Genomic DNA, 26,498 nt, shown 5'->3' with positions numbered 1-26,498 from the left:
ATTAATTGTAAGGGTACTAAATTAATTCTAACTTTTTATTAAAGACAGTTTATAGACTTGTCACAATAATACAAACGAACTAGAATAAGATTAGTAAAGTATTTGAAATTATAGAAATTTTTTTAACATCTAATGTATAGGCTTTCAATTATGTGTTTATTCAGACAAGAAAGTAAGGAGGGGATGGCTAAACAGAATTTGTGGTAGATTGTTAGACTTACTAATTATATTTTTGAACTTAATAGGGGGTAATTCGTAGATGAAAAAGAAACGTTTTTCGTTCATGGCACTTTTGCTTTCAGGTAGCTTACTTTTTTCAGCTTGTAGTAATGACTCAAGTACAGAGCCTAAAAAAGAAGATGGAAAAGTTGATGGTGAAATCACAGTATGGGTACATCCATATACAGGTGATGCTACAAAAGAAGAAGAAATGTGGAAAGAGATCACTGCCAATTACAATAAAGAGTTTCCTGATGTAGAAGTAAATATTGAAACCATTCCATGGGCAAACCGTGACCAAAAAGTTCTAACGGCTTTAGCAGCTAACAATGGACCGGATGTGTTCTATGCCATTCCTGACCAAATGCCACAATATGCAGATGTAGGAATGCTTCTTGAATTAGATCCATACTTAGACGAAGGTGATCTTGATGGATTCGTAGAGTCCTCCTTAGTGTCAACAACGTGGAAAGATAAAAAATACGGATTGCCAATCCTTCAAGAAGCTTATACATTCCTTTACAATCTAGATGTCGTGAAAGCGATTGGTGAAGATCCAGCAAACCTTCCAAAAACATGGGAAGAATTCGAAGCTTGGGCAGCAAAAGCTAAAGAAAAAGGTTTCTATGCATTAAATTACCTAGGAGGAGGTTCCATGAACGGAACAATCTACCCTTGGGTTTGGCAAGCTGGTGGGGATGTTGTAACAGATGATAACAAGGTACTAATTAATAGCCCAGAAAGTGTGAAAGCATTCGATTACGTAAACAATATGTATCAAAAAGGTTATATTCCAGAAGATTCTATTACAGCAACTACACAAGATGAGTTATGGTTCGCTGGAAAAATAATGGCACAACTAGGGTCTGGAATAAGTATTACGATGATGGAAAAAGAAGGTGATTTTGAATTCGCCATTGCTCCACCATTAACGGGTGAAAAACAATTAACATACGGTACAACTGGTATGTTCGTGGTACCATCTAACACAGATAATCCAGCAGCTGCAGCAGAATTTGTAAAAGCAGTTACAAATGCTGAAAACCAACGTATTTTTAATACGGTTACTCAGTATATCCCAACTCAAGAAGAGGCAAAAGATATCTTTGATTCAAACAAATACATGAGCCAACTTGCTACTTATACACAATTTGCATTACCTGGTGTTATTCATCCTAAAGGGCGTGCAATCATGCCATTTATTCAAGCTGAAATACAAACAATGATGGCAGGAGATAAAACTCCTCAAGAAGCAGCAGATGCAGCAGCTGAAGCAATTGAAGCTGAATTAGCTAAGCCGTAAACAAATAGCTTCTTACGTAAAGAGAGTTTTATTCCTTTGTGAATAAGACTCTCTGTTTATTAAAAGTTCATTTGTTTACGAAAACTTTTCTTAATTAATAAAGAAATAAGGTGATAGCTTGGAAAAGGTCGTAGAAACTCATAACAAGGTACCTCTAAAAACTTTAAAAAAGGTCAAGCCTCCTTTAAAAAACAGGATAAAAGAAGAAATGAGAAAAAATGGTATTGTTTATATTGTACTGGCACCAGTTTTAATCCATTTTTTAATCTTTCAAGTCATTCCATTTGTGTATAGCTTCGTTTTAACGTTTCTTAATTATCGAATTATTGGTACTTCTGAGTTTGTTGGATTACGAAACTGGAAACAATTATTTGATGATCCGATTGCTTTAAAATCAATTTGGAATACTGTTTTATTTTCCTTCTATTATATAGTCCCTACAATGGCACTAGGTTTGATTTTAGCGCTTGTCATAAAATCAGGAATTCGTTTTACGAAAATTTTTAAAGGGATATTCTTCCTGCCTGTTGTAACATCATTCGTTGTTGTGGCAGGGATATGGGAATGGCTGTTTTCAGGAACGGAGGCGGGATTAATCAACTATCTGTTAAGCTTTATTGGAGTTGATGCCCAATTATTTTTATCTGATTCTTCACAAGCCCTACTTGTTTTGGCTGGTTTGAGTATCTTTAAAGTATCTGGTAGTACAATGATTTATTATTTTGCAGGGCTACAGTCCATTCCAAAAGATATGTATGAAGCCGCAAAAATCGATGGTGCTTCACCTTTTAAATCCTTTTGGTTAATTACTTTCCCATTATTAAAACCAATTCATTTCTATGTGTTGATCATTACGACTATTGGTTCTTTCCAAATCTTTGATTCTGCATTCCTATTAACAAACGGAGGACCAAATTTCTCGACAAGTACCATTGTATTCTATCTTTATCAAATAGGATTCACGAATTTGAACTTTAGCTACGCAGCTGTTTTATCTTATGTATTATTCGCGATAATCTTAGTTATATCACTTATTCAGAGAAAATATTTTGGTAAAGATCAAGGTATCTATTAATTGTTGAGAGTTGTAAAGGAGATGAACAAACTTGTTTACTAAAATAATAAAATATATTGTCACAATCTTCCTGGGGTTTTGCTTTCTCCTACCATTTCTGATCATGGTGTTAAGTTCATTTAAAGAAACGACATTTGCAGCAATGGACCCATTGTTTTGGATTCCTAATGATCCGTCTATCAATAACTTTACGTACCTTTTTCGGAATGATAACTTCTTACGCTGGATTATGAACTCTGTGGTTGTAACTGTTATCCCTGTCTTTTCACAAATGTTTTTTGCAGGACTATTAGGCTACATATTTGCAAGAAAGCAATTCTTTGGAAGAGAATTTATATTCTGGACATTCATGGCTGTTATCATGATTCCATCGCAATTGCTGATCATTCCTAAATTTATCATGTTTTCAAAGTTTGGATGGATCAATGAATATCAAGCATTGATTGTTCCTGAGCTTTGGGCAATTATGGGCGTATTTTTAGTACGTCAGTTTATGCAGGGCATTCCTATGGAATTAGACGAAGCAGCCAGGATGGACGGAGCCAATGATTTTCATGTGTTTCGAAAAATTTATATGCCATTAGCATTTCCATCCATTGCAACTGTTGGAACGTTTGCATTCGTAAGTAACTGGAATGATCTATTCCAACCACTTATTTATATGACAAATGAGAAAATGTATCCTATCACGGTTGGGTTAGCTTCTACCTTAAGTAAGGAAGGGAACTTTGGAATTGAGATGGCCGGCTCTACAATTTCATTTATCCCTACGTTTCTAATTTTCTTGTTCTTCCAGAAGTATTTTACAGAAGGTATTCAGCTCTCAGGACTTAAATAATCCGTTTTGATTTTATAGAGGAGTTACGATATGAGGAATAGAAAAATAGGAATGATTGGGCTAGATACCTCACATGCAACTGCTTTTACTAAATTATTAAATGATCCCACCAATCCCTTTTTTGTTAAAGGCGGGAAAGTAACTATAGCTTGTCCGGTCGGTTCGTCTGATTTTGAGTTGAGTTACTCTCGTATTGAGGCAATTACAAAAGAAGTGGAACAGTATGGTGTTCAATTGGTAAAGACGATTGAGGAAGTAGCAGAGACATGTGATGCAATCCTACTAGAATCTGTCGATGGCCGTGTACATCTGGAGCAGGTGAAGAAACTTGTAGGTTATCAGAAGCCACTCTTTATTGACAAACCTCTTTGTCTTTCTTTTTCAGAGGCTATTGAAATCGTGAAGCTATCTGAACAATATGGTACACCAATCATGAGTTCATCTGCTTTACGATTTGCTGAAGAGGTAAGACAGGCACTAGCGATTCAAGATAAAGGAAAAATCATTGGAGCTGACTGTTTCGGTCCGATGGATATGGTTGATACTCAACCGGGGTATTTTTGGTACGGGATACATGCGATTGAGATGCTATATGCCATTTTAGGCTGCGGGGCACAGCAGGTTACTACTGTCTCTACTGTACATTCAGATTTGATTGTTTCGCAATGGGAGGATGGAAGAATTGGAAGTGCAAGAGGGAGTAGGGGCGGTAATGGTGAATTCGGTGCGTTCATTCATTTTGAAAAAGGCAGTCATTTTGTATCGATTTCTTCTTCCTCAAAACCTTTTTATGCTAGTCTCTTAGAAGAAATTATTCGTTTTTTTAACACAGGACAATCCAGCGTTCCCTTACATGAAACGCAAGAAATTATTCGCTTTATTGAAGCAGCAAATGAGAGTAAAGATACAGGAAAACGGGTGAATCTATAGTGGAAATATCGTCGATTACTATTGCAAATTATAAAAGCGGGTAAACCATTTTACCCGCCATTTGTTTTTGCTCGTTTCTAAAAAATTGTTGCTATTAACTTAAAGATTATAGTGGAACTAGTGGTGATTTCCGCTACTGGCACTCGCTTTCCGCGGGCGATCCGCAAGCCTCCTCAACGAAAAGTGGAGGTGGCTTGCACAGAAACGAGAAAATTGGCCGACTAAAGCGCCACGTCCTGTGGCTGAGTCGGCACTAGCACGTCCTGTACGTCGGAGACTCCGACAAAGAGGCGTATTTTGCCTCTGAAGGAGGAGTTGAAATTTCTCGAGTTTCTAGCCGCTGAAACTGGACAAGTCACTACCTCACTGCGGGGTCTCGCTTAGCTCGCTTTTCCCGCAGGACGTTGGATTTGCTTCCTTGAATCTACACCGCACGAAGAAAATGCCAGCATTTTCTAGGATCTCGTGCCATACGATCCAATCACACGGAAATCACCTATTATGTTATTAAATAATGCCTATACAAAAAGCAACTACGTTTACGAAAACTACCTATATTTTGTAATTATTCGTTTTCATCAATGATAAAGCTCAGTCTATAGATTCGTCTTGGTCTACCTTTGTAGGTGATTTTTTCCTCGCCTACTATATTTACTAAGTTAGCGTCCATCCATTTTAATAGGATTCGATGGGCACTTCTTGTTGTAATATTCAATGTGTCGGCTAACTCTTGAGCTGTATAGTCAAATTTCTTATGCCGTGCTACTCTGGCCATAAGTTTTGTCATATAAGCAGCAGACATTCCGGCCTTTTCGGCCTTTTGCAGTAGTTCTGCATCTGTAATAGATAGGTCATATTTTTCATATTGAGTATCGGTTATCATATCAACTGGGCCAATTACACTTTGGTCTTCACGGACGATGTAACATACGTTTCCGCCTAATTCTTTTGATTGTCGGAGTGCGAGTCTTGCATGGTTACCAGCTTCCGCAGCTGAGAGACCAAAACCAACACCAATGCTAATGGAAACACCTAGCTCCGATTTAACCGTATTTAATAAGGGGATGAATTTATAACCGCGTGTTTCTCTTTCAAAAATACCACGTGTGGTGATAAACGAAAATTCTTCTCCACCGGAATTAATTAAATGACCATCAAGTAGCTTTGTATAATTTAACATGATTTGTTGAAATTTTAGTTTGAATAATTGCACTTCATGTTCCGATGTGTATTTTTCTGTAGCTTTATCAAATTTGTCAATATCAATAATCCCAAAGACAATTTGAGACTCTTTATGTTTACGAGCTTCCGTTGCAAGTAATGCACGTTCGAGGGAAACAATTAAATCTTGATAAGTGGGTGTAACCCATTCATACGGTATTGACAATTCCGATAGCTTTATCGCAATTTCCTGCACGCCGGTGATGGCGATGGAGCCATATTTTTGATAGTTGTCCTGATGAAAATCAACAATTTCCTCCAAACAATCAGGCTGACTGGAATTAGGGAAGGAAGTACATACATAGTTCGTTTCGTCTAATTCATAAAGGATTCTACGAATATATTTTTCTTCAACCGTGTCAATCGAGAAATGTTTCGTATCGAATTGATTGTTTATCAGGAATAATGACCGATATAACCCAGTTCCCATTATGGGAACATAATGCGCTGGTTTTGAAAAGTTGATAAGATGTTTAGCTTTTAAATAGGTTGGAAATTCCGTAAACAAAAGTACTTCCACTTTATTGATCAAAGTAGTCATAACCTCCGTTTCAATCGAAGAGGGGGTTGCATGTAGAAAAATTGGCTGGAAATTAGGAAATGCTTCAAGCGCTTTCATTATTTCCTTTTCAAGTGCTTCAGGACTAACAATGCCAATAATAATTTCAGTACCATGATCTGATAATTGGTTTGTTTTCATCATGTCATCTCCATTTAAAGACATTTCTTTAATATGTCTTTTAATAATCTTACTACTAGATTAAGAGGATTTTTTCGAAATGTCAATCAATAATCATCATTTATTAAAAGACCTTTAAGTGACTTGTCTTTTAATAACCCCGAATATACAATGTAGGTAAATAGTAAATAACCATGTTTTTCCTAAAGAAAATCAAATATATTCTAGGAGGATTTAAATGAAAACGATTGCTGAATTAGAGGATTTTATGTCAACACCTAGCACAAATTTAATAAAGGACATCCAACAACTAGATGGAGATATTATGATTTTAGGTGTTAGTGGGAAGATGGGACCGACTTTAGCGAAACTTGCGAAGAGAGCTGTTGATCAGTCAGGTGTACCTAAGAAAGTGATTGGTGTTGCGAGATTCTCAGATGAGAGTTTAATAGATGAATTAGAAGCGAATGGAATTGAAACAATTAAAGCGGATTTTTTGAGGGAAGAAGATCTCCAAAACCTACCAAATGTTAAGAATATTATCTTTATGGCAGGTACGAAATTTGGAACAGTTGGAAATGAGCATCGGACATGGGCCATGAACGCCTATCTTCCAGGACGTGTCGCAGAAAAGTTTAAAGATTCTCGAATTGTGTCTTTTTCAACAGGAAATGTATACCCACTCACTTCTGTGTTAAGCAATGGTTGTACAGAGGATGTGACACCTAATCCTGTTGGTGAATATGCACAATCCTGCTTAGGTCGAGAACGAGTTTTAACTTATTTTTCGCATAAAAACCAAACACCCATTGTTCACTTTCGTTTAAACTATGCGATTGACCTACGTTATGGTGTGTTACTTGAAATTGCAAGATCAGTACATCAAGAGAAACCGATTGATTTAACAATGGGAAATGTTAATGTGATTTGGCAGGGGGATGCAAATGAATATGCGATTCGTTCCTTATTACATACAAATTATCCACCAAAAATCATCAATGTAACAGGACCTGAAACATTGTCAGTCAGATGGCTCGCAAAGGAATTCGGTAAACGAATAAAAAAGGAACCGGTATTTGTAAATAATGAAAGTCCAACTGCCTTACTAAATAATGCTTCTCAAGCACATAAATTATTTGGTTATCCAAAAGTTACCGTACAACAAATGATTGATATGATTGCTGATTGGGTTGTAAACGATGGACACACAATCAATAAACCAACCCACTTCCAAGAAAGAGAAGGTGCATTCTAATGCTGAAAGAGGCTGTTAAGAAAAAGCTTCATGAGGGCACAGTGATTCCAGCTCATCCACTAGCGCTAACTGAAGAAAGAGAACTTGACGAAACAGGGCAACGTGCCTTAACACGATACTATATCGATGCAGGTGTAGGTGGTATCGCGGTAGGAGTGCATACAACACAATTTGAAATTCGTGATTCTGAGTTTAATCTTTATGAAAGAGTACTATCAATTGCAATTGAAGAAACAAAGCGCGCCAATGTTCCTGATGATTTTATTAAAGTGGCAGGAATTTGTGGACCTACTGAACAGGCACTAAAAGAAGCGGCGTTTAGTAAAGAGGTCGGCTACGACTTAGGACTATTGAGTATGGGTGGCTTGAATCATTTATCAGAAGATGAATTACTTGAGCGCGCTGAAAAAGTTGCAGAGGTTATTCCAGTATTCGGATTTTATTTACAACCTGCAGTAGGTGGACGTATTTTTTCGTATGAGTTTTGGGAACGATTCGCTTCCATTCCAAATGTATACGCGATAAAAATTGCTCCTTTTGATCGATATTGTTCAATTGATGTTGTCCGTGCTGTTTGCCATTCGCCTCGTAATGAGGAAATAGCGCTATACACGGGTAATGATGATAATATAATAAATGATTTGTTAACAGCCTTTGAATTCACAGTCGAAGGACAGAAGGTAGAAAAGAGAATTGTCGGTGGTTTACTTGGACACTGGTCTGTTTGGACAAAACGAGTTGTCGAAACATTTGAAGAAATTAAAGTAGTAAGAGGTCAAAAGTCAGTACCAAATGGTTTATTAACACTTGGACAACAAATAACAGATGCGAATGCCGCGATATTTGATTCTCGAAATAGCTTTAAAGGAAGTATAGCTGGCATTAATGAAATCTTAGCTAGACAAGGACTACTTCAAGGAAATTGGTGTTTAGTTGATCGTGAAGTTTTAAGTCCGGGTCAATCAGAAGAGTTAGACCGAATTTATACGAGCTACCCACACCTAAATGATGATGAATTTGTTAAAGCGAATTTATCAAAGTGGCTGTCTAAATAATTGACGGAAGAAGGATTTCATATGAAAAGAATTGTAGCTAACAACAAGAAAGTTGAAATCATTGAAGATGAAGTACCAAGCATAGAAAAGCCTTCCTATATCTTAGTTAAAACATTATATTCGGTCATTTCACCGGGCACTGAACTATCGTTGCTAGCCGTTAGTGAAAAAAGACAGGTTCATCTTGGATATAGTGCAATGGGCGAAGTCGTTGATTGTGGCAGTGACATTACCGATGTGAAAAAAGGAGATCTTGTTGCTTGTTACGGTGCACCATATGTTCATCATGATGAATATCTTCTAGTTCCTAAAACCTTGTATGCGAAAGTCCCCGATACGGTTGAACCAAAAGAAGCAGCTCTAGGTGGACTTGGTGCGATTGCCATTCATGCCCTACGTATCGCAAATCTTCAATTTGGTGAAACAGTCGTAATCGTAGGTTTAGGAGTTTTAGGGCAATTAATTGCAAAAATTGCCCATGCAGCAGCCTATAATGTGATTGCATATGATCTTCACGAAAGTCGAGTAGACATGTTAAAGGAAGACAATATTAAATCATTTGCGACGGTTGATGAGATGGAAGAAGCCCTTCAGATTGATACGAAATCACGTGGAGCTGATGCCGTACTACTTTGTGCGGGAGGAAAGCGTTCACCACTTACACATGAATGTTTGAAATGGATTCGTACCAAAGGAAAGGCAGTCATCGTAGGTGATATCGAACCCGACTTTCCAAGAGACTTAATGTTTGGTAAGGAGGCTCAGTTACTCATTTCTCGGGCTGGCGGTCCAGGAAGATACGACACCGTCTATGAGAAGGAAGCAATTGATTATCCTTATGAATATGTCCGCTGGACAGAAGGTAGGAACCTTGAAGAATATATTCGACTTGTTAACGAAAAAAAGATTGATGTCAGAGCGTTTCTTTCAGAAACAGTTGAATTTGATGATGCACCACAAGAATTTGAAAAACTGTTAAACAAAGAATCTTCAACTCTTACAAAAATCATAAAGTTTACGTAAATACGCTGAATTGGGCATAACAACGGAAAGGATTTTGAAGTTAAATGATGTGTAACCACTTTTACTTACAAGGAAATGTTGTTACAGATAAGAGAATAGATAAAAATATGATCATTGAAATCAAAGATGGAAAAATCATTTTCGTTGGTAAGAAAGAAAAGGAGGATCTGCCCTACTACCAAGTAGAAGGGTGGATCTGTCCTGGTTTTATAGATACACATATACACGGTCTAAATGGTCAAGATTTTATGGATTGTTCAAAGGAAGGTTTTTATCGCATTCAAAATGGGCTCCCATCCTTTGGTGTGACAAGTTTCTTGTCAACATCAAGGGCAGCCACATTAGAAGATATTAAAACCTTCCTTTTATTAAATAAACTCATAGTTGCTGAAAATCGTGGTGGTGCTCGCCTTTTGGGTATTCATTTAGAAGGCCCATGGATTAATCAAAAATATAAAGGTGCTCAAAAAGCAGAATACATACTGGATCCTGCTATAGAAGAAGTAAAATCGTTACTTCAAATGGCTGGGAATTTGATAAAAATTGTAACATTAGCCCCTGAACTTCCTAACGCAACCGATGTCATACAGCTATTGAAGGAAAAAAAGGTTGCCATTTCTGCCGGACATACAGATGCATCATATGAGGAAATGGAAATGGCGATTCAATACGGCCTATCAAGAGTGACTCATTGTTTCAATGGAATGGGCCCGCTTACACATCGCAATTTAACAGCTGCGTTTGCAGCACTTGATTTACAAGAATTACACTGCGAACTTATCGCAGATGGCATTCATGTGCATTCAAAAATAATTGAACTCCTTTACAGAATGAAAGGGGTGGATCATCTTACCTTAATTTCTGATTGTACTGGGACCAACCAATTACCAGATGGGTGTCATCAAATCGGTGGGAAGACCGTCTATAAAAGTGGTGGAAAAGTATCATTAGCGAACGGAAGCCTTGCGGGAAGTTCTTTAACGCTAGACAAGGCAGTTCAATACATCATTCAGAAATCTCGTATTCCGATTGAAGAAGCAGTACAAATGGCGAGCTATAACCCAGCTGTCGTCTGTGGAGTTAGTGAACATAAAGGTAGGATAGCCGTTGGATTTGATGCAGATGTTGTTATGTTAACAAATGATTTAGAGGTAGAAAGCACAATTATAGATGGGAATTTTGTTTTCAGACGAAATGATTAGAGATTAAATTTTTATGATAACTGAAAAGAGGTATTAAAGATGAAAATTAATTTATTGGGTGAAACAAATTCAATTATAAATGGATTAGAGTTATTAATTGAAGACTTGGGGATTAAGTTGAATGAAAGTGGCTACCCAATCTCCGTGATTCAAAGGGAAGGTCCGATCCGTGTTACCAATAAGGATGGAAAAGGTGAAATCTATTATCAGGAAAAAATTCATTTCTATCGGGCAATTGGTGTGTGGTTAGAGAATTATCAAAAGAATGGTGAATTTGAGATAACTGAACAGCCCAATTTTCAAACAAGCGGTGTCATGCTGGATGTTTCTAGAAATGCTGTCTTAAAAGTAGATGAGGTTCAGGCATTGCTTAGAAAACTATCCATTATGGGATTAAACGTTGTCATGCTCTATACAGAGGATACTTATGAAGTACCAGAGTACCCGTATTTCGGCTATATGCGTGGTAGATACACAGAAGACGAACTAAAGACCTGTGATCAATATGCAGACGCTTTAGGAATTGAGATGATACCTTGTATCCAAACTCTCGCTCATTTAACAATGGCATTGAAATGGGGCTATGCGAAGGAAATTAGGGACACATCTGACATTCTATTAGTAGGTGAGTCCAAAACATACCAATTTATAGAAAGCATGATTAAGGCTGCTTCGAAACCATTTAAATCAAATCGCATTCATATTGGAATGGATGAAGCGCATCAACTTGGACTTGGCCGCTATTTAGATTTAAATGGATATGAAAATCGTTTTGAGATTATGAATAAGCATTTAGAACAGGTTGTATCAATTGCAGAGCGTCATGGGCTAAAACCAATGATTTGGAGTGATATGTATTTCCGCTTAGGTTCAAAACATGGCGAATATTACGATGAAGATGTACATATTCCAGAAGAAGCGATTGCTTCAATACCAAAGAATGTGGAACTTGTGTATTGGGATTATTATCATGCAGATGAAGAGTTTTATCGGACTTATATTCAGAAGCATAAAGAATTAGGAAGAGATACTCTTTTTGCTGGTGGGGCTTGGACATGGAATGGGATTTCTCCCAACTATGGGCGCGCATTTGTAACGACTGAAGCTGCTTTATCAGCTTGTAAAAAAGATGGATTACATGAAGTGATTACGACATTATGGGGCGACAATGGAGGAGAAACTCCACTTACAACTGCATTACCAGTAATCCAGCTCTATGCGGAACATACCTATAAGCAAACAGTAACTATGGAGCATTTAGCTGAACGTTTCCATTTCTGCACGGGAAACCATTTGGAGGATTTCCTTACACTCAATCAATTAGATGAAACTCCAGGTGTAATGGAAAATAATCTGAACTCCTCAAATGCTTCTAAATTTTTATTATGGCAGGATCTCCTTATTGGTTTATTTGATGAAAATATCCGTGGATTTGAAATGAATGCACATTATCAAAAGTTAATTCCTCAATTAAGGGCAGCTAAGGATAGAAACCCTAATTCAGCTTTACTATTTGAATTCTATGAACAGCTTGCAACTGTACTTAGTATGAAGTCGGAAATGGGAATTCATTTAAAAACAGCTTATGACAACGGTGATAAAGAAACGATGAAACTTCTTTTAACCGATTTACACGAATTGACGAAAGAAATAAGTCTTCTGCATAACAAACATAGAGAAGTTTGGTTTTCCTTATATAAACCTTTCGGCTGGGAAATAATTGAATTCCGCTATGGGGGATTACTTGCCAGAATGGAAACGTCTAAACTCCGAATTTTACATTGGCTAGAAGGTTCAATCGAAAGTATTGAAGAATTAGAGGAAAAGAGATTAGTTCATGATGGTCCGAACGGGATACCTGACGGTTCGTTAGGTAATCACTTCTACAATCGAATTGCTACAGCGGGTAATTTTAATTGGTAAGGTTGATTAGGAGGGAAGGCGTATTCATTAAGAAAGAAAGCTACCACTGGTACAAAAAGAGTTATTTCCAATGGATGCTTGGAAATATATACCCTTAAAGTAATTTTCGGAATTTGAGAAGAGAGGTTGATTGTATGCAGAACGTATTATTGATAGGTGCCGGAACAATGGGAATGGTACATGCAAGTGCCTATTATGCAATGGAAGATGTCAAGGTCGTTGGAATTGTTGATATCAGAAAAGAGCAGGCAGAGCAAATCAGAGGTGAACATGATACAAAGATATTTCAAACCTTAGAAGAAGCTGTAGAAAATATCGAACGTATTGATGTGATCGATATTTGTGCTCCAACTTTTCTGCACAAAGAGTATGTGATAAAAGCAGCAGATTTAGGAATCAATGTGATATGTGAAAAACCACTAGCATATTCCCTTCAGGATGCCAAAGAAATGATTGATTATTGTAAAGAAAAAGATGTGAAATTATTTGTCGGACACGTGGTACGTTTTTTCCCACAATATTCAAAAGCAAAAGAGCTAGTAAAAAAAGAAGCAATTGGTGAGATTGGTATCGTTCGTACAAGAAGAGGCGGAAGTTTTCCTTTGGGATGGAGTGATTGGTATGCAGACCAATCGAAAAGTGGTGGCGTGATCCTTGATTTAATCATTCACGACTTTGATTTTCTTCGGTGGACATTCGGCGAAGTGGATCGAGTTTTTGCGAAAGGGCTATCTGAAAAAGGACTGGAACATCTCGATTATGCGATCGTTACATTGGTTTTTGAATCCGGTGTTATTGCTCATGTGGAAGGTACGTGGGCCCATCAAACTTTTTCTTCGCAATTTGAATTCGCCGGAAAAACTGGAATCATCGAATATGATAGTTTAAAAGAGGAGCCTGTTTTACTTTCGATTAGACAATCGAGCGAGGAACAAAATGGTGTTGAGGTACCTCAAAGTCCTATGAAAAAGTCACCGTATCATATAGAACTAGAGCATTTCTTATCATGTTTGAAATCGAATAAAACGCCAATTGTTACAGCTGAAGATGCATATAAAGCAATGGAGATATCAGTTGCTGCCCTTGAATCTTTAAAAACAGTTGTACCTGTATCACTAAGTAAGAAAGGGGAGAACTGATATGAAGATTGGAATCATAAGCTTTGCTCATATGCACGCCCATAGTTATGCATCCGTCATTAAAAATATGGAAGGTATCACATTAGCTGGTATTTCCGATGAAAATGAAGAAAGAGGAATGAAGAATTCTCAATTATACGATACAGTATATTTTCAAAATTATCATGAATTACTTGGATCTGATATTGATGCTGTCATTGTAACTTCTGAAAACTATCTTCACCATCAACACGTACTTGCTGCGGCGAAAGCAGGAAAACATGTCTTATGTGAAAAGCCGTTAGCCACCAATTTAAAAGATATTGAAGAAATGATAAGCGAATGTGAGCAACATCAAGTTTTGTTAGGTACAGCTTTTCCTGTTCGATTTAACACACCCATTCAACATGCTAAAAAAGTGATAGAAGAAGGTAGACTAGGAGAAATTTTAGCAATAAAGGGAACAAACAGGGGAACCAATCCTGGAGGCTGGTTTATTGACAAGGAAAAATCTGGCGGTGGAGCGGTCCTTGATCATACAGTACACGTAGTTGATATCATGAGATGGTTCACTGGAGCCGAAGTGCAGGAAGTGTACGCAGAAATCGGTAACGTATATATTGATCATCCCATTGATGATTGTGGAATTTTGACAATGGAATTTACAAATGGAATGTTTGCTACACTTGATTGCAGTTGGTCAAGAAACAGCTCTTATCCAACGTGGGGCGATGTAACCATGGAAATTATCGGAACAAATGGCACCTTAAAGATAGACGCTTTTTCGCAAAAAATGGATTATTATTCAAATCACGATGGGCTCAAATGGATTAACTGGGGCGATGATATGGATGCCGGTCTAATCGAGGACTTTGTTGCAAGCGTTAAAGAAGGAAAGTCTCCATTAGCATCAGGACATTCAGGGCTAAAAGCAGTAGAGGTAGCTCTGGCAGCCTATCAGTCTTCTGAAAAGGGAACACCAGTAAAACTAAAATAAGTAAAAAAGAATTTGAAAAAATTTCTGAATCTTAGAGCTCGATTTGATTCGAGCTCTTGATAACGAAAGGGGGCTCACAATGAAAGTCTCTGAAAAATTGCAAACGGATATTGTGATTATCGGGGGTGGCCTCGGAGGATGTGCGGCTGCACTTTCCGCCTTACAATCTGGGAAAAAAGTGGTCTTGACCGAGGAGACGAAGTGGATTGGTGGTCAAATTACAAGTCAAGGTGTACCACCGGATGAGCATCCATGGATTGAACAATTTGGAGGGACGAAAACTTATCAGACTTTCCGAAAAAAAATCAGAGAATACTATCTTTCCAATTATCCAGTAAAGACCAAAGAACGGATGAATGATCAATTCAATCCTGGTAATGCCATTGTTAGCAACATAAGTCATGAACCGCGAGTTGCATTACGTGTTCTTTACGATTTGCTTTCGCCCTATATAAGTAGCGGTAGGCTGACGCTATTAACAGAGTATAAAATCCTTAAAGCTGAATCCGAAAATGATCAAGTTCAATCAGTTACCGTTGGACATACAAAAACAGGCCATACATACCAATTAAGAGGGAAGTATTTTTTGGATGCAACTGAAATGGGAGAAGTTTTACCACTCGCCAATGTTGAATATGTAATTGGTGCTGAATCTCAAGGGGTAACAGGGGAAGCCCATGCACCTAAGGAAAATCAACCTTTCAATATGCAGGCTTTTACGTATTGTTTTGCGATTGATCATATTGATGGGGAAGATCACACAATTGAGAAACCTGTTCAATATGAATTTTGGAAGAACTATCAGGCAGAGTTTTGGCCAGCCAAACAATTAAGTTGGTGGGGACTTGTACCTCACACATTAGAACCGATAGAGTATTCTTTTTTTTACGAACCAGAACACTTTTCATTATGGAATTACCGGAGGATACTCGATAAAGATAATTTTGAACCAGGTATGTTTCAAAGTGATGTAACCATCGTTAATTGGCCACAAAACGATTATTGGTTAGGTCCTATTATTGATGTAACGGATGAAGAAAAAGAAAAACATTTATATAATGCCAAGCAATTAAGTTTATCGCTGCTTTATTGGATGCAAACGGAAGCACCCCGCCCAGATGGAGGAACAGGCTATCCTGGTATACGCCTAAGGAAAGATGTTTTAGGAACAGAGGACGGATTAGCCATGTACCCTTATATCCGTGAATCAAGACGAATTAAAGCTCAATATACCGTAAAGGAACAAGATATCAGCGGTGAAATCGATGGAAAAGAGAGTGCTACGTTCTTTCACGATAGTGTAGGGATTGGAAGTTATCGGATAGACCTTCATCCGAGCACAGGATTGGACACGTATATTGATATTTCGTCCCACCCATTTCAAATTCCTCTCGGGAGTTTACTGCCAATACGCGTTCAAAATTTGTTACCCGCTTGTAAAAATATTGGTTCTACTCATATTACAAATGGTTGTTATCGATTACATCCAGTGGAATGGAATATCGGTGAAGTAGCTGGCCATTTAGCGGCTTATTGTATTGATCATGAAATCATCCCCCTAGAGGTAAGAAATCAAGATGATAAACTATCAGATTTTCAATCGTGTATCGCCAAAGCTGGTATAGAACTTGATTGGCCCAAAATCCACAAAATTTAAATGAAGACAAAGAGTGGAGTGGATAAACTTTGATCGCTTTAGTTGACAAAAGTATGCATATGAAACGTGTTGTAAGCTATACTCATTATTTTTCGGATATTAATCTACTTTTAAAAGAGAACCTTCATCAATACTCAGTTATTTTTATCAATGGGTATGACAATGGTAATCCAATGAAAGTATCGTACGACATACTTGAAAAACTTTGGGATTTTATTGATTATGGTGGAATTCTATACGGTGAGCTTATAAACTGTGAGGATTTTCCTTCATCTCGTCTTTTTGGTTTCAAGCAGGATTTCACAGTAACGAATCGACGTCTAGAAAAGCTAGTAATTTCTCATGATACCCAATATTGTAAAAAAGGTCAGTTACTCGAATGGCAAGGTGCCTTTTTAACAGGCTTTACCTTTGACACGGAACGGCTTTTAGATATCGGTCATTTCAAAGAGACTCATCAAACTTCGGATGAAGGGCAATACCCTGGAATTGTTGTAAAAAAGCATGGGAAGGGGAAAACCATTTTTTCAACGTTTTCTTTTTTAGGTAATGAACAGAATTGGACGTTACGACCTAATTGGTTATGGAATGCAGTTGTAAAATGGCTGCAAATGGAGTATCACCTACCACTACAATCAATCCAACCAATTATTCAAAAACGTGAGAAATCTGATACTAAACAAACAATTGACAATGGAATGGACTGGTTTTTAAAATCTGGAATCTTACCGAAGGAAGATGGAAGTCTCGGAGTTTATGAAAATATCCATTCAATTCGAAGCGATGTAAGTAAGGATCGTCGTCCAGATTGTCATTCCCATACTGCCCTTTTATTTTATCTGTATGGAGAATATGCAAAAGACCCTGAATGGACCGAGAGATCACATCGATTATTGAACTACTTATTTAAAGCAGGCTATCAGGATACAGATCCGAATTCAGCTACATATGGTTTTTGGAAATGGTTTCAAAGTCCAAAGAGTAAGCCAGAGCAAATATTCACTGATGATAATAGTTGGGTAGCACTGGTTCTCTTATATTTATACCGTAAAACAGGTCAAACCATCTATAAAGAAAGGGGTCTATTAACAGCTTATGCTCTATTAAACACGCAGAATAAAAAGGGACTTCGACCAGAATGTATCCGTGAACAAGAGCTTATCAAGAAAGGACCTGCATACTTCCAGAATTCCACAATCGCAAGTATGAATCCTCACTTTGAGGCAATTGCCCATGTTGCCTTTATCCAAGCGTATTATGTGACCAAGGATGAAAAGTTTTTAGAAACCGCATTCAAAGGTACGTTAACGATGCTTGATAATAAAAGTGATTTGAAATTCATGTATAGCAAAACGGCTGGATATAGCAGATTCTTATTATCATTAGCTGACATGTACGCCGTTACAAAGAGCGATACCATTCTGGAAGGTTTATATGAAGTACTTGATTATTTAACTGAGAACCAGCATAAACAAGGCGGAATTGAAGAAAGTGATAATCCGGATCCTGAAAGATATGGTACAGAGGATACGGGTGTGTTCCGAATGAATGGTGAAGGGATTGCAGATCAATTGTACACTAACAATTTCTTACTCATGAATGTTTGGGAAGCATGGAAAGCAACAGGAGACACTAAAATAAAAAAAATTCATGAGAAGCTAGCCCACTTTTTATCAAACATTCAAATTACTTCTCAAAGAAAGGAATTTGATGGTGCCTGGATGCGTTCCTATCATTTAGACAGTGAAGAGTATTTCGGTAACAATGGTGACACAGGTTGGGGTGCATATGTAATAGAAAGTGGATGGACAAATGCGATCATCTTATCTGGCCTCATCTTAAAAGAATTAGATCAATCTCTATTAGATTAATATGGGAAGGTGTCCAAATGTCGATTAGATGTACAACTCTAACTAGTAATCCAGCAATTATGTTTGCTAAAGAAGAGTTGCTTAAGTATACACAACAGGTTCAAAAGCCGATAACTTATTCATTTGTTTTAGGATTGGATCAAGATTTTATAGAAAATGGGTTCATTGAACAGTCTTTATTTAATAATGATCCTGCTGTTGATGCATTTCATTTTATACAAAAAGAACGAGAAATTTATATTATTGGAAGCAATACCAGATCAGTACTTTATGGGGTTTATCATCTTTGTAAAAACATGTTTGGGTATAAATGGGTTCATTTTTTATCTAAAGAAAAAATAGGATACAAAGACGTTCATTTTATATCTTCTGAAATCCATAGCGGAAGTATGGTAAGAAGAGGGCTCGTAATTGAAAATTACAGTGATATTCCATTCCTAACAAAACTCATCGATTGGGCTGCTAAACATTATATAAATGAACTGTTTTTTACTTTTATGCTATGGGATAAAGTGAAAAATGTAATAGAAGAAGAGATTAATAAACGAGGCCTATCGATTACAATTGGCGGACATAGTATGCACTATTTATTAATGGAATCCTCGGTTTCTGAGAAAAAACAGATTGATTTTTCAAATGATAGCTGGAAAGTTACACTTGTTGATAAAATAAAAAACTATTGTGAAAAATCAACATCCATTAAACGAGTATCCTTATGGCCGGCCGATATTGGAATAAATGATAACCAAGATTTTTTAGCACGCTACATAGAATTTACTGAACTCATAAAAAGGGAGATTCCTAGCATTGAAGTAGAGCATATTGCCTACAATGCAGGTCTATCTTGGAATATGTTAGAACTTCATGAAGGGTTAAGTGGTTCTAGTAAAGTAAATACGCTATTTGCTTTTTGGGGAAGAAATTATCAGCAATCTTTTATGAAGGAAGAAAGAGCATTTGAGGCCTTACAAAAATGGTGTCAAAAAACTAAGGTAAATCAGCAGGATATCACTATTTTTGAATACTATAGTGACCATTACATGTTAGGGGATTTATTTCCTCCTTTATTTCACAGAATTCATGAGGACATTGACGTTTACGCTAAGTTAGGAATCAAATCAATGGTTAATCTAATTGTCCCCTACATAACTAAAGAAGATGAGAAATCATTGGATCAGCATTTTCCATGGGAATCGTTACAGTTTATGAACAGTTATTATTTTGCACGGTTAACTTGGGGGGATGACTTTCAGGAGATTGAAGCAGATTTCTACTCCATCTTTGACGATCATCAAATAAGTACAAAACAATTGCTTGTAAAATTGGAATCTGTACTTTCTGAAGTATCCAAATGGAATGTACCTCTGTTTCCATCCCGTGTAATTGATCCTGAAAAAGTAGTTCAACATGAAGCAATAAGTGAGATTATCTCTGATTTAACAAAATGGAAAAGAGAACTTGTACCTTTTAAAGTCGATTCAACAACAGAAATAAAAGATCCCAAAAGCCTGATATCATTTTACATCGATCATGTGTGTGAAAAGCTAGATGATCTCTTACGTACATGGAGGGGAAAAGAATGAAACAACGAATTGTTTTTATCGGTGACAGCATTACATGGTGGGGGATTAACGAGAGTGATAGCATTGGAACGGGATATGTGCGATTGCTTCATGATTATTTGAAGGTTAGCTTCCCACATAGAGAATTTGAAATCATAAACAAGGGGATTAGCGGAAATCGGGTAACGGACCTAGCTGAGCGGTGGGAGCAAGATGTTATTTCGTATCATCCCGACATTGTTTCAATCTCCATTGGTATCAACGATGTGTGGAGACAAGTAGATTCTCCTGAGATGGAACAAGTGTTACCAAACCGTTTTGAAGAAGTCTTAGAGAATCTACTGATAGAGATTAAGGAAAAAACCAATTCCTCTATTGTCTTAATGGAACCAACCATTATTTCAGAAGATATTTTGGGAATAGGAAACAGTATGCTAAAACCCTATATTAAAAACATTCATCAATTAGCAGAAAAGTATAATGCCGTCATTGTTCCAACACATCAGGCATTCATTTCATTCTTAAACCATAAGAAGAACTTCCCCCTTACAATAGACGGTGTTCATATGAACTCGCTTGGGAATATGCTAATGGCTAAAACCTGGATAGAAGCAACGAAGGATATGTTTGAATAGTTGTAGTACACTAATATGAAACTAATTATGAAAAAGAGTAGGCTTAAAATTATAGTAGCTTATTCTTTTTTATTATTGTAGATTAATAGATTCATCCACAATCTAACAGTTTTCGACACCCCCTTGACGGTATAATAAGGAAAATGATTAATAGGGAGGTTCGATTCTTGCTAGATTCTAGTCATGAATTCTATTTAAGTAGCGCAGAACGACAATTAATAATCAAAGGGATAAAGCGTGGATTAGAGCGTTTTTATAAGGATAGAGAAGGAAAACCTGATCTCGTCACCGAAAGAAACTTCATCTCCAGACAACGCGCCTCTTATGTTTTCGACTCCATCTATCACATCTCGAAACAACATCCAGAATTAAATGTAACACCTGAAATCCGAACAGCAGGCCTATCCTATGAATATGTATCACTCTTTTTTGAAACTCGAAAAATTGTCGTCACATTTAGCCAAGTAAAACGTCCTGAAGATCTGCCCGAATATAGTGAATATAGAAACGAATATACAGAAGGAAATCGGTTGTACAATCCGCAGTTATCCTTCTTCAGGGAAGATGAAGAATTTAATCTAAAAAGCTACAAACACCTCGTCGTCACGTTTAATGGATCGCATGGACCGGATCCACTTTTTATATGGATAGGTGCAACAACACCTGGACAAAATGCCTGGATCTATCATGAGGAATTAAAAGAAGGAGTAGCACTAGGATAAGTTTTTTAATATGAGTGACAAATTTAAATGATTAGAATGAGGTTGTAATTTTTACAGCCTCTTTTTTATGTTATAAAATCCAATTTTCAATGTATTAAATCTATTTTTTAAACTTTTTTAAAGTAAATTAAATAAAGTTAAAGGCGATATCAAAAAAAATAGATACTATAATGATGCTTAAGAAAGCGCTTACTAAAATGAAATTAAGGGGGGAATGAACAGAATCGTTAAAAACGAGTTCTGTACTAGGCCAATGAAAATTACGGGTATGACAGTAGACAGATATGAACGTATGGGAAAATCAGATATGGCATTTAGTGGTCATGAGGTTGTTGTTGTGAAGGTAGAAACAGATGAAGGAATTACAGGTACTGGATTTATAAGTTCTCCAGTTTACCCTCATGGAATTGCAAGTGATGTGGCAGCAAGGTTACTGAATAGAAACTTTAAAAATATCATTCTAGGTGAAAACCCGTTATACAATGAACAGCTTTGGTTGAAGATGTTTGATGGACCATGGCGACTAGGTATGAGGGGGATGATAAGAGATTGTATCGCTGCTATTGATTTCGCATTATGGGATATTAAGGCTAAAAAACTAAATGTTCCGTTATCCGACTTATTCGGTTCAAAGCGTAATAAAATACTCACCTATGCAAATGTAGGGCACCAGCTACCACCTGATGAACTGGCGAAAAAAGCCGTCGAATATGTAGAACAAGGACATACAGCCTTAAAAATCCGGGCAGGTTCTGTCGCTGTTCCGATTAAAGAGGCGAATAAAAGGGTTCAAGCCGTACGGGAAGCGATTGGTCCAGACGTGAAACTAATGGTGGACATTAACGGTTCTTGGGATACCGAAACAGCCATCCAACAACTTAAGGCATGGGAAAAATACGATATTTATTGGCTTGAAGAGCCTGTTGCACCTGAGGATATTTCAGGATATGCGAGAATTCGAGAGTATGCAGGAAACACCTATATTGCCGGTGGTGAGCAAAACAGTGGATTAACGGAGTTTCGCCAATTTATTGAAAAGAAAGCACTCGATATTATACAGCCAAACGCCATGGCAACTGGCGGAATCACAGATTGGTTACGTATCTATCATTTTGCTTCAGCTCACAATATTCCAATTTCACCTTGGAATCTTCAACAAATTCATATTCATTTAGCTGCAGGTCTGCCTAATGTGAAATGGGTAGAATATTTCTCTCACAATCGTGATTATTTTCAGGATGTGTTAATTAAAGGGCCGCATATTAGAGAGGTAAGAGGTGAAGATGGTGTATATCTACTTGCACCAGAAGGCCCAGGAATAGGAATTGAACTCGATGAAGAAGTAGCTGAAAGAACACATGTAAAAGATACCTTTTAAATTTATTGAAAATGAATTGGAGGAATATTGGTGAAAAAACAATATCATCTTATAGCTATTCTATTGTGTTTACTGCTCGTTCTTTTTGGATGCTCAAGCGGAGGAGACTCTTCAAAAGAGGCTTCTACAGATAAAAATTCGAAAGATAATCAGAGTCAAAGTGAAACAGATTCAACCGTCAAACTTGATGGCTCTGTTGAACTAATCGTTCCAGCAAGTGCTGGTGGTGGAAGTGATATAAATGCGAGAATGCTTGCAGAGATTATCCAAGCGAATAAATTGATTGATGAAAATGTGATGGTTGTCAATAAGCCTGGAGGAAGCACTGCAGTAGCTAACTCCTATACGTATAAGAAGGAAGGCACTAATAATACAATTTTAACTTGGAACTCCAGCCAAATTATCAGCCCATTTTTAAACAAGAATGATGTCACAATTGAAGATTTAACACCATTAGGTACACTGACTTTAGACAGCTATTTAATCATTGTTAAAGCGGATAGTAAGTATAAAACATTAGATGATCTATTGAAAGCAGCCAGAGAGAACCCACAGACGGTTTCGATTGGAGGAACAGGTCAAGGTACAGAAATTCACATCTTAAGTCATTTGATTAACAAGTATGGGGAAAGCGATTTAAAGTATATTCCTTTTGAAAGTGGTGGAGAAACTACTTCCGCACTACTTGGAGGACACATTGATGTTACTCTAGCCAACCCAAATGAAGTGAAATCCCAAATAGAAGCTGGCGAGGTTAGAGCATTAGCTACATCTTCACAGGAACGTATTGGTGGTGTATTAGAGGATGTTCCAACTTTTGAAGAAGTAGGATTAGGAGATATCAAAATTTCATCATTCCGAGGATATGTTGGACCACCGGGAATGACTGATGAAGAAATCGCTTATTGGGAAGATGTATTGAAACAAGTTCATGAATCAGAGAGTTGGCAAAAAGATTATATTCAAAAATACGATTTGACCAGTCAATATATGAATGCTGAAGAAAGTAAAGCATTTTACGAAGAAGTTCTAAATCTTTATTTAGAAGCATCAAAAGAAATGGGGCTTATTGATTAATATGGATGGCGGAAGGTCCATACCACCTTCTGCCAATGTTTCACCATACTACTCTAATCTTTTGAATTTAGTTGAAAAGAGGAATATAACATGACTAGAGTAATATCCATTCTTTTATTTATAGTCGCACTCTTTTTTATCCATCAAGGCTGGTTTAACTATACGTTTTGGGAGAATAATGCGCCAGGCAGTGGTTTCATTCCTCTCATTGCAGGTCTCGTTTTAGCTGTATTCACACTGAATATTTTTATTAAAAATGATAAAAAACCGTTTGGATTCGTGAAAAAACAATTATACCCCTTTATTGGGAGCTTAATCATGATCATATCAATCTATGTATTAGGAATGATTCTATCAATTGCCATTTTTATTATTGCTTGGCTCATTATTGTTGAAAAATATTCTACTTTACGAGCATCGATTTATGGAATTACAACAACATCTGTTATATATATCATTTTCAAAATCTCACTTAAGGTTCCACTTCCTGAAGGTTTTGTAGGATTTTAATAGAAAGGAGATATGCTTATGGAAACTGTTCAATTACTCCTTTCTGGGTTTGCGGAAGCAATTTCGTTACAGAACATGCTAGCTGCATTAATCGGGGCGATACTTGGTATCATTATAGGCGCCATACCTGGATTGGGATCAGCATTAGGAGTCGCCTTGCTTTTACCATTAACCTTTGGGATGGATCCAATTACAGGAGTAATCATGTTGGCCGCTGTATATTATGGTTGTATGTACGGAGGTGCATATAGTGCCATATTAATCAATATTCCCGGTGATTCTGCAGCTATTACAACAGCGTTTGACGGGTATCCGCTAACTCAAAAAGGAAAACCAGGTAAAGCATTATTTTCAGCTAATATGGCTTCGTTTATTGGAGGGACGATTGGAATATTGGCTTTAACGTTTATTGGCCCCCCATTGGCTGATCTAGGGCTAGCTTTTGGACCAGCAGAAGTTGCGTTATTAATTCTATTAGCACTTTGTTCAGTCGGTTGGCTTCTAGGGGAAAGCCCTTCGAAAGGTGTTGCTGCAACTGTTCTTGGAGTTATGTTCGCAACAGTTGGCGTAGATGCTATGTCAGGGCAAGCCAGATTTGCATTTGGTTCAGATCAATTACTAAGTGGACTCGAACTTATTCCAATGATTATAGGAATGTTTGGCTTTAGCCAAGTAATCGTTATGATTACTCAAAAACTCAATGTCAAAGAGACAAAGAAGCTATCATTTAAGGAAAGTCTATTAGATAAAAAAGATACAAAACGGATTGCAATACCTAGTATTCGCTCAGGTATACTTGGTACTTTTCTAGGAGTATTACCAGGTGCAGGTGCTACAACAGGTGGATTACTTTCCTATGTGTTAGAAAAAAGAGTTGGTAAAAATAAGAAAGAAATGGGAAAAGGAGCTATGGAAGGAGTTGCAGCTGCAGAATCAGGTAATAATGGGGCTGCAGTTGGTGCGTTTGTGCCTTTACTCTCACTTGGAATTCCCGGTTCTGCCACAACGGCTATATTATTAGGTGGGTTAATCATGTGGGGACTAGACCCAGGGCCACTACTATTTAAAAGCAATCCTGATTTTGTTTGGGGATTAATTTCATCCATGTATATAGGAAATATTATTAGTTTAATTGTGGGATTAGCCTTTATTCCAATCTTAATGAAAGTCATTCTAATTCCAAATTCACTAATGGTGCCGATTATAACCGTTATTTGTATTATTGGTTCATATAGTGTGAATAACAACATGTTCGATGTTTGGATTATGTTGTTTGGCGGTGTTATTGCATACATCCTCCAAGAAAATAATTATCCTATAGCTCCATTATTATTGGCGTTTGTATTAACACCAAAACTCGAAATGTCTGCACGTCAAGCATTTAGTCTTTCAAATGGGAGTTTGGATATCTTTGTTGGTAGTACAATTTCAATAATCATTTTGTTATGTATTACATTATTTATCTTTGCACCATTCGTATTAAAAGTTTTTAAAAAGAAGAAAAAAGAATTAACGGAAGACATACCAGCATGAGGAATGAAGAGGGAAATTCCTCATACTGTTCAATAAGAATTTATATTTTAATAGAATAAAGTTTTTTAGGGCGTCCCTTATCGGAGTATTCTAAATCTAACACAATTTCATCATTTTGAATCATGAATTCAATATACTTACGTACGGTAAGGGTAGAAATTTTTACGTGTTTACTAAGTTCTGTAATCGAAAAGGATCTCTTTGCTTTCTTAAGTTCATCTCTTATTAAGGTAAGGGTTACAGGATCAATCCCTTTTGGTAAAACAATTTTTTCTTCTGTTAAAGTAGTCGAGTAGAGTTGATCGATGTCTGATTGACGAATTCGTGGTAGTGAGTGAAACATTGTCTGTCTTTTTTCATAAAAAGCAAGTGATGTTTGGAATCGTTCAAAACCATATGGCTTAAGGATACAATCAACAACTCCATGACGAAGTGCTTCTTCGATTAAATGAGGAGCATCTGCAGCAGTAACGAGAATCACATCGACCATCACGTTCTTATTACGCAATACTCTTAATAATTCAATACCAGTCAACTCAGGCATATAGACGTCTAATAAAACGAGTTGTGGTCGGAGATTCATAATTTGCTGTAGAGCATCTTTACCATTTTTCGCATGACCTATGAGCGAAAAGGAGGTCATTTTTTGTAAATAATCAGCATTGATTTTAGCAACCATTGGATCATCTTCGACTATGAAGGTTGATATCATTGT

At 37.0% G+C, this 26,498-nt stretch carries 22 protein-coding genes; 20 read left to right on the top strand and 2 right to left on the bottom strand.

Features of this window, described 5'->3' with window-relative positions; translation table 11 throughout:
- Positions 1-259 precede the first annotated feature (259 nt).
- The 4 genes from AC6CHV_RS01580 to AC6CHV_RS01565 all read left to right on the top strand — a co-directional run bounded on the left by AC6CHV_RS01580 (position 260) and on the right by AC6CHV_RS01565 (position 4,365).
- A complete protein-coding gene (locus tag AC6CHV_RS01580) occupies positions 260-1,522 on the top strand; it encodes a sugar ABC transporter substrate-binding protein (protein WP_341331588.1) in 1,263 nt (420 codons plus the stop codon).
- Positions 1,523-1,730: 208 nt separating this feature from the next.
- Positions 1,731-2,597, top strand: coding sequence for an ABC transporter permease subunit (locus tag AC6CHV_RS01575; RefSeq protein ID WP_121446168.1), 867 nt, complete (start codon positions 1,731-1,733; stop codon positions 2,595-2,597).
- A gap of 31 nt (positions 2,598-2,628) precedes the next feature.
- Positions 2,629-3,435, top strand: a complete 807-nt coding sequence (locus AC6CHV_RS01570) for an ABC transporter permease subunit (RefSeq protein ID WP_121446115.1) — start codon at positions 2,629-2,631, stop codon at positions 3,433-3,435.
- A gap of 30 nt (positions 3,436-3,465) precedes the next feature.
- Positions 3,466-4,365, top strand: a complete 900-nt coding sequence (locus AC6CHV_RS01565) for a Gfo/Idh/MocA family protein (RefSeq protein ID WP_440273709.1) — start codon at positions 3,466-3,468, stop codon at positions 4,363-4,365.
- 565 nt (positions 4,366-4,930) lie between these two features.
- Here AC6CHV_RS01565 and AC6CHV_RS01560 read toward each other — a convergent pair.
- On the bottom strand, positions 4,931-6,286 hold the full coding sequence (locus AC6CHV_RS01560; RefSeq protein WP_440273708.1) for a helix-turn-helix domain-containing protein: 1,356 nt from the start codon (positions 6,284-6,286) through the stop codon (positions 4,931-4,933).
- A gap of 217 nt (positions 6,287-6,503) precedes the next feature.
- On the opposite strand from AC6CHV_RS01560, the gene AC6CHV_RS01555 reads away from it, so the two are divergent.
- The 16 genes from AC6CHV_RS01555 to AC6CHV_RS01480 all read left to right on the top strand — a co-directional run bounded on the left by AC6CHV_RS01555 (position 6,504) and on the right by AC6CHV_RS01480 (position 25,783).
- The gene (locus tag AC6CHV_RS01555) at positions 6,504-7,520 is read left to right on the top strand and encodes an NAD-dependent epimerase/dehydratase family protein (RefSeq protein WP_440273707.1); all 1,017 of its coding nucleotides are present in this window, start codon (positions 6,504-6,506) and stop codon (positions 7,518-7,520) included.
- The gene (locus tag AC6CHV_RS01550) at positions 7,520-8,575 is read left to right on the top strand and encodes a dihydrodipicolinate synthase family protein (RefSeq protein ID WP_440273706.1); all 1,056 of its coding nucleotides are present in this window, start codon (positions 7,520-7,522) and stop codon (positions 8,573-8,575) included. The genes AC6CHV_RS01555 and AC6CHV_RS01550 overlap by 1 nt, the downstream gene beginning before the upstream one ends.
- A gap of 21 nt (positions 8,576-8,596) precedes the next feature.
- Positions 8,597-9,598: a zinc-dependent alcohol dehydrogenase gene (locus tag AC6CHV_RS01545; protein ID WP_440273705.1), complete on the top strand. Its 1,002-nt coding sequence runs from the start codon at positions 8,597-8,599 to the stop codon at positions 9,596-9,598.
- A 44-nt stretch (positions 9,599-9,642) separates the two neighbouring features.
- Positions 9,643-10,800, top strand: coding sequence for an N-acetylglucosamine-6-phosphate deacetylase (gene nagA / locus AC6CHV_RS01540; RefSeq protein WP_440273704.1), 1,158 nt, complete (start codon positions 9,643-9,645; stop codon positions 10,798-10,800).
- 39 nt (positions 10,801-10,839) lie between these two features.
- Complete coding sequence (locus AC6CHV_RS01535; RefSeq protein WP_440273703.1) at positions 10,840-12,723, top strand: beta-N-acetylhexosaminidase; 1,884 nt, start codon at positions 10,840-10,842, stop codon at positions 12,721-12,723.
- A 134-nt stretch (positions 12,724-12,857) separates the two neighbouring features.
- Entirely contained in the window at positions 12,858-13,862 is a 1,005-nt protein-coding gene (locus AC6CHV_RS01530) for a Gfo/Idh/MocA family protein (RefSeq protein WP_440273702.1), read from the top strand.
- 1 nt (position 13,863) lies between these two features.
- Complete coding sequence (locus AC6CHV_RS01525) at positions 13,864-14,838, top strand: Gfo/Idh/MocA family protein (protein WP_341331597.1); 975 nt, start codon at positions 13,864-13,866, stop codon at positions 14,836-14,838.
- Positions 14,839-14,917: 79 nt separating this feature from the next.
- On the top strand, positions 14,918-16,495 hold the full coding sequence (locus AC6CHV_RS01520; RefSeq protein WP_440273701.1) for an FAD-dependent oxidoreductase: 1,578 nt from the start codon (positions 14,918-14,920) through the stop codon (positions 16,493-16,495).
- A 29-nt stretch (positions 16,496-16,524) separates the two neighbouring features.
- The gene (locus AC6CHV_RS01515; protein ID WP_498077951.1) at positions 16,525-18,366 is read left to right on the top strand and encodes a hypothetical protein; all 1,842 of its coding nucleotides are present in this window, start codon (positions 16,525-16,527) and stop codon (positions 18,364-18,366) included.
- 17 nt (positions 18,367-18,383) lie between these two features.
- Positions 18,384-19,949 carry a hypothetical protein gene (locus tag AC6CHV_RS01510; protein WP_440273699.1) on the top strand — a complete coding sequence of 522 codons (1,566 nt, stop codon included), beginning with the start codon at positions 18,384-18,386 and terminating at the stop codon, positions 19,947-19,949.
- Positions 19,946-20,563 carry an SGNH/GDSL hydrolase family protein gene (locus AC6CHV_RS01505; protein ID WP_121446127.1) on the top strand — a complete coding sequence of 206 codons (618 nt, stop codon included), beginning with the start codon at positions 19,946-19,948 and terminating at the stop codon, positions 20,561-20,563. The genes AC6CHV_RS01510 and AC6CHV_RS01505 overlap by 4 nt, the downstream gene beginning before the upstream one ends.
- A gap of 167 nt (positions 20,564-20,730) precedes the next feature.
- On the top strand, positions 20,731-21,285 hold the full coding sequence (locus tag AC6CHV_RS01500; protein ID WP_341331603.1) for a hypothetical protein: 555 nt from the start codon (positions 20,731-20,733) through the stop codon (positions 21,283-21,285).
- Between the two features lie 214 nt (positions 21,286-21,499).
- On the top strand, positions 21,500-22,663 hold the full coding sequence (locus AC6CHV_RS01495) for a mandelate racemase/muconate lactonizing enzyme family protein (RefSeq protein WP_440273697.1): 1,164 nt from the start codon (positions 21,500-21,502) through the stop codon (positions 22,661-22,663).
- 30 nt (positions 22,664-22,693) lie between these two features.
- On the top strand, positions 22,694-23,740 hold the full coding sequence (locus AC6CHV_RS01490; RefSeq protein ID WP_121446130.1) for a tripartite tricarboxylate transporter substrate-binding protein: 1,047 nt from the start codon (positions 22,694-22,696) through the stop codon (positions 23,738-23,740).
- A gap of 90 nt (positions 23,741-23,830) precedes the next feature.
- The gene (locus AC6CHV_RS01485; RefSeq protein ID WP_121446131.1) at positions 23,831-24,250 is read left to right on the top strand and encodes a tripartite tricarboxylate transporter TctB family protein; all 420 of its coding nucleotides are present in this window, start codon (positions 23,831-23,833) and stop codon (positions 24,248-24,250) included.
- An 18-nt stretch (positions 24,251-24,268) separates the two neighbouring features.
- On the top strand, positions 24,269-25,783 hold the full coding sequence (locus AC6CHV_RS01480; protein WP_440273696.1) for a tripartite tricarboxylate transporter permease: 1,515 nt from the start codon (positions 24,269-24,271) through the stop codon (positions 25,781-25,783).
- A gap of 40 nt (positions 25,784-25,823) precedes the next feature.
- Here AC6CHV_RS01480 and AC6CHV_RS01475 read toward each other — a convergent pair whose 3' ends face one another.
- Entirely contained in the window at positions 25,824-26,495 is a 672-nt protein-coding gene (locus AC6CHV_RS01475; protein WP_498077950.1) for a response regulator, read from the bottom strand.
- Positions 26,496-26,498 lie beyond the last annotated feature (3 nt).

It is taken from the genome of Ferdinandcohnia sp. GQ5 (assembly GCF_059759275.1).
Note: the sequence above shows the minus strand (reverse complement) of the source record. Positions and strands in the feature narration are given on the sequence as shown.

Bases quoted from the DNA above. Each gene is read 5' to 3' on its own strand.
- AC6CHV_RS01580 (WP_341331588.1), top strand. From the start codon at position 260: ATGAAAAAGAAACGTTTTTCGTTCATGGCACTTTTGCTTTCAGGTAGC.
- AC6CHV_RS01575 (WP_121446168.1), top strand. From the start codon at position 1,731: ATGAGAAAAAATGGTATTGTTTATATTGTACTGGCACCAGTTTTAATC.
- AC6CHV_RS01565 (WP_440273709.1), top strand. From the start codon at position 3,466: ATGAGGAATAGAAAAATAGGAATGATTGGGCTAGATACCTCACATGCA.
- AC6CHV_RS01560 (WP_440273708.1), bottom strand. From the start codon at position 6,286: ATGAAAACAAACCAATTATCAGATCATGGTACTGAAATTATTATTGGC.
- AC6CHV_RS01555 (WP_440273707.1), top strand. From the start codon at position 6,504: ATGAAAACGATTGCTGAATTAGAGGATTTTATGTCAACACCTAGCACA.
- AC6CHV_RS01550 (WP_440273706.1), top strand. From the start codon at position 7,520: ATGCTGAAAGAGGCTGTTAAGAAAAAGCTTCATGAGGGCACAGTGATT.
- AC6CHV_RS01545 (WP_440273705.1), top strand. From the start codon at position 8,597: ATGAAAAGAATTGTAGCTAACAACAAGAAAGTTGAAATCATTGAAGAT.
- nagA (WP_440273704.1), top strand. From the start codon at position 9,643: ATGATGTGTAACCACTTTTACTTACAAGGAAATGTTGTTACAGATAAG.
- AC6CHV_RS01535 (WP_440273703.1), top strand. From the start codon at position 10,840: ATGAAAATTAATTTATTGGGTGAAACAAATTCAATTATAAATGGATTA.
- AC6CHV_RS01530 (WP_440273702.1), top strand. From the start codon at position 12,858: ATGCAGAACGTATTATTGATAGGTGCCGGAACAATGGGAATGGTACAT.
- AC6CHV_RS01525 (WP_341331597.1), top strand. From the start codon at position 13,864: ATGAAGATTGGAATCATAAGCTTTGCTCATATGCACGCCCATAGTTAT.
- AC6CHV_RS01520 (WP_440273701.1), top strand. From the start codon at position 14,918: ATGAAAGTCTCTGAAAAATTGCAAACGGATATTGTGATTATCGGGGGT.
- AC6CHV_RS01510 (WP_440273699.1), top strand. From the start codon at position 18,384: ATGTCGATTAGATGTACAACTCTAACTAGTAATCCAGCAATTATGTTT.
- AC6CHV_RS01505 (WP_121446127.1), top strand. From the start codon at position 19,946: ATGAAACAACGAATTGTTTTTATCGGTGACAGCATTACATGGTGGGGG.
- AC6CHV_RS01495 (WP_440273697.1), top strand. From the start codon at position 21,500: ATGAACAGAATCGTTAAAAACGAGTTCTGTACTAGGCCAATGAAAATT.
- AC6CHV_RS01485 (WP_121446131.1), top strand. From the start codon at position 23,831: ATGACTAGAGTAATATCCATTCTTTTATTTATAGTCGCACTCTTTTTT.
- AC6CHV_RS01480 (WP_440273696.1), top strand. From the start codon at position 24,269: ATGGAAACTGTTCAATTACTCCTTTCTGGGTTTGCGGAAGCAATTTCG.
- AC6CHV_RS01475 (WP_498077950.1), bottom strand. From the start codon at position 26,495: ATGATATCAACCTTCATAGTCGAAGATGATCCAATGGTTGCTAAAATC.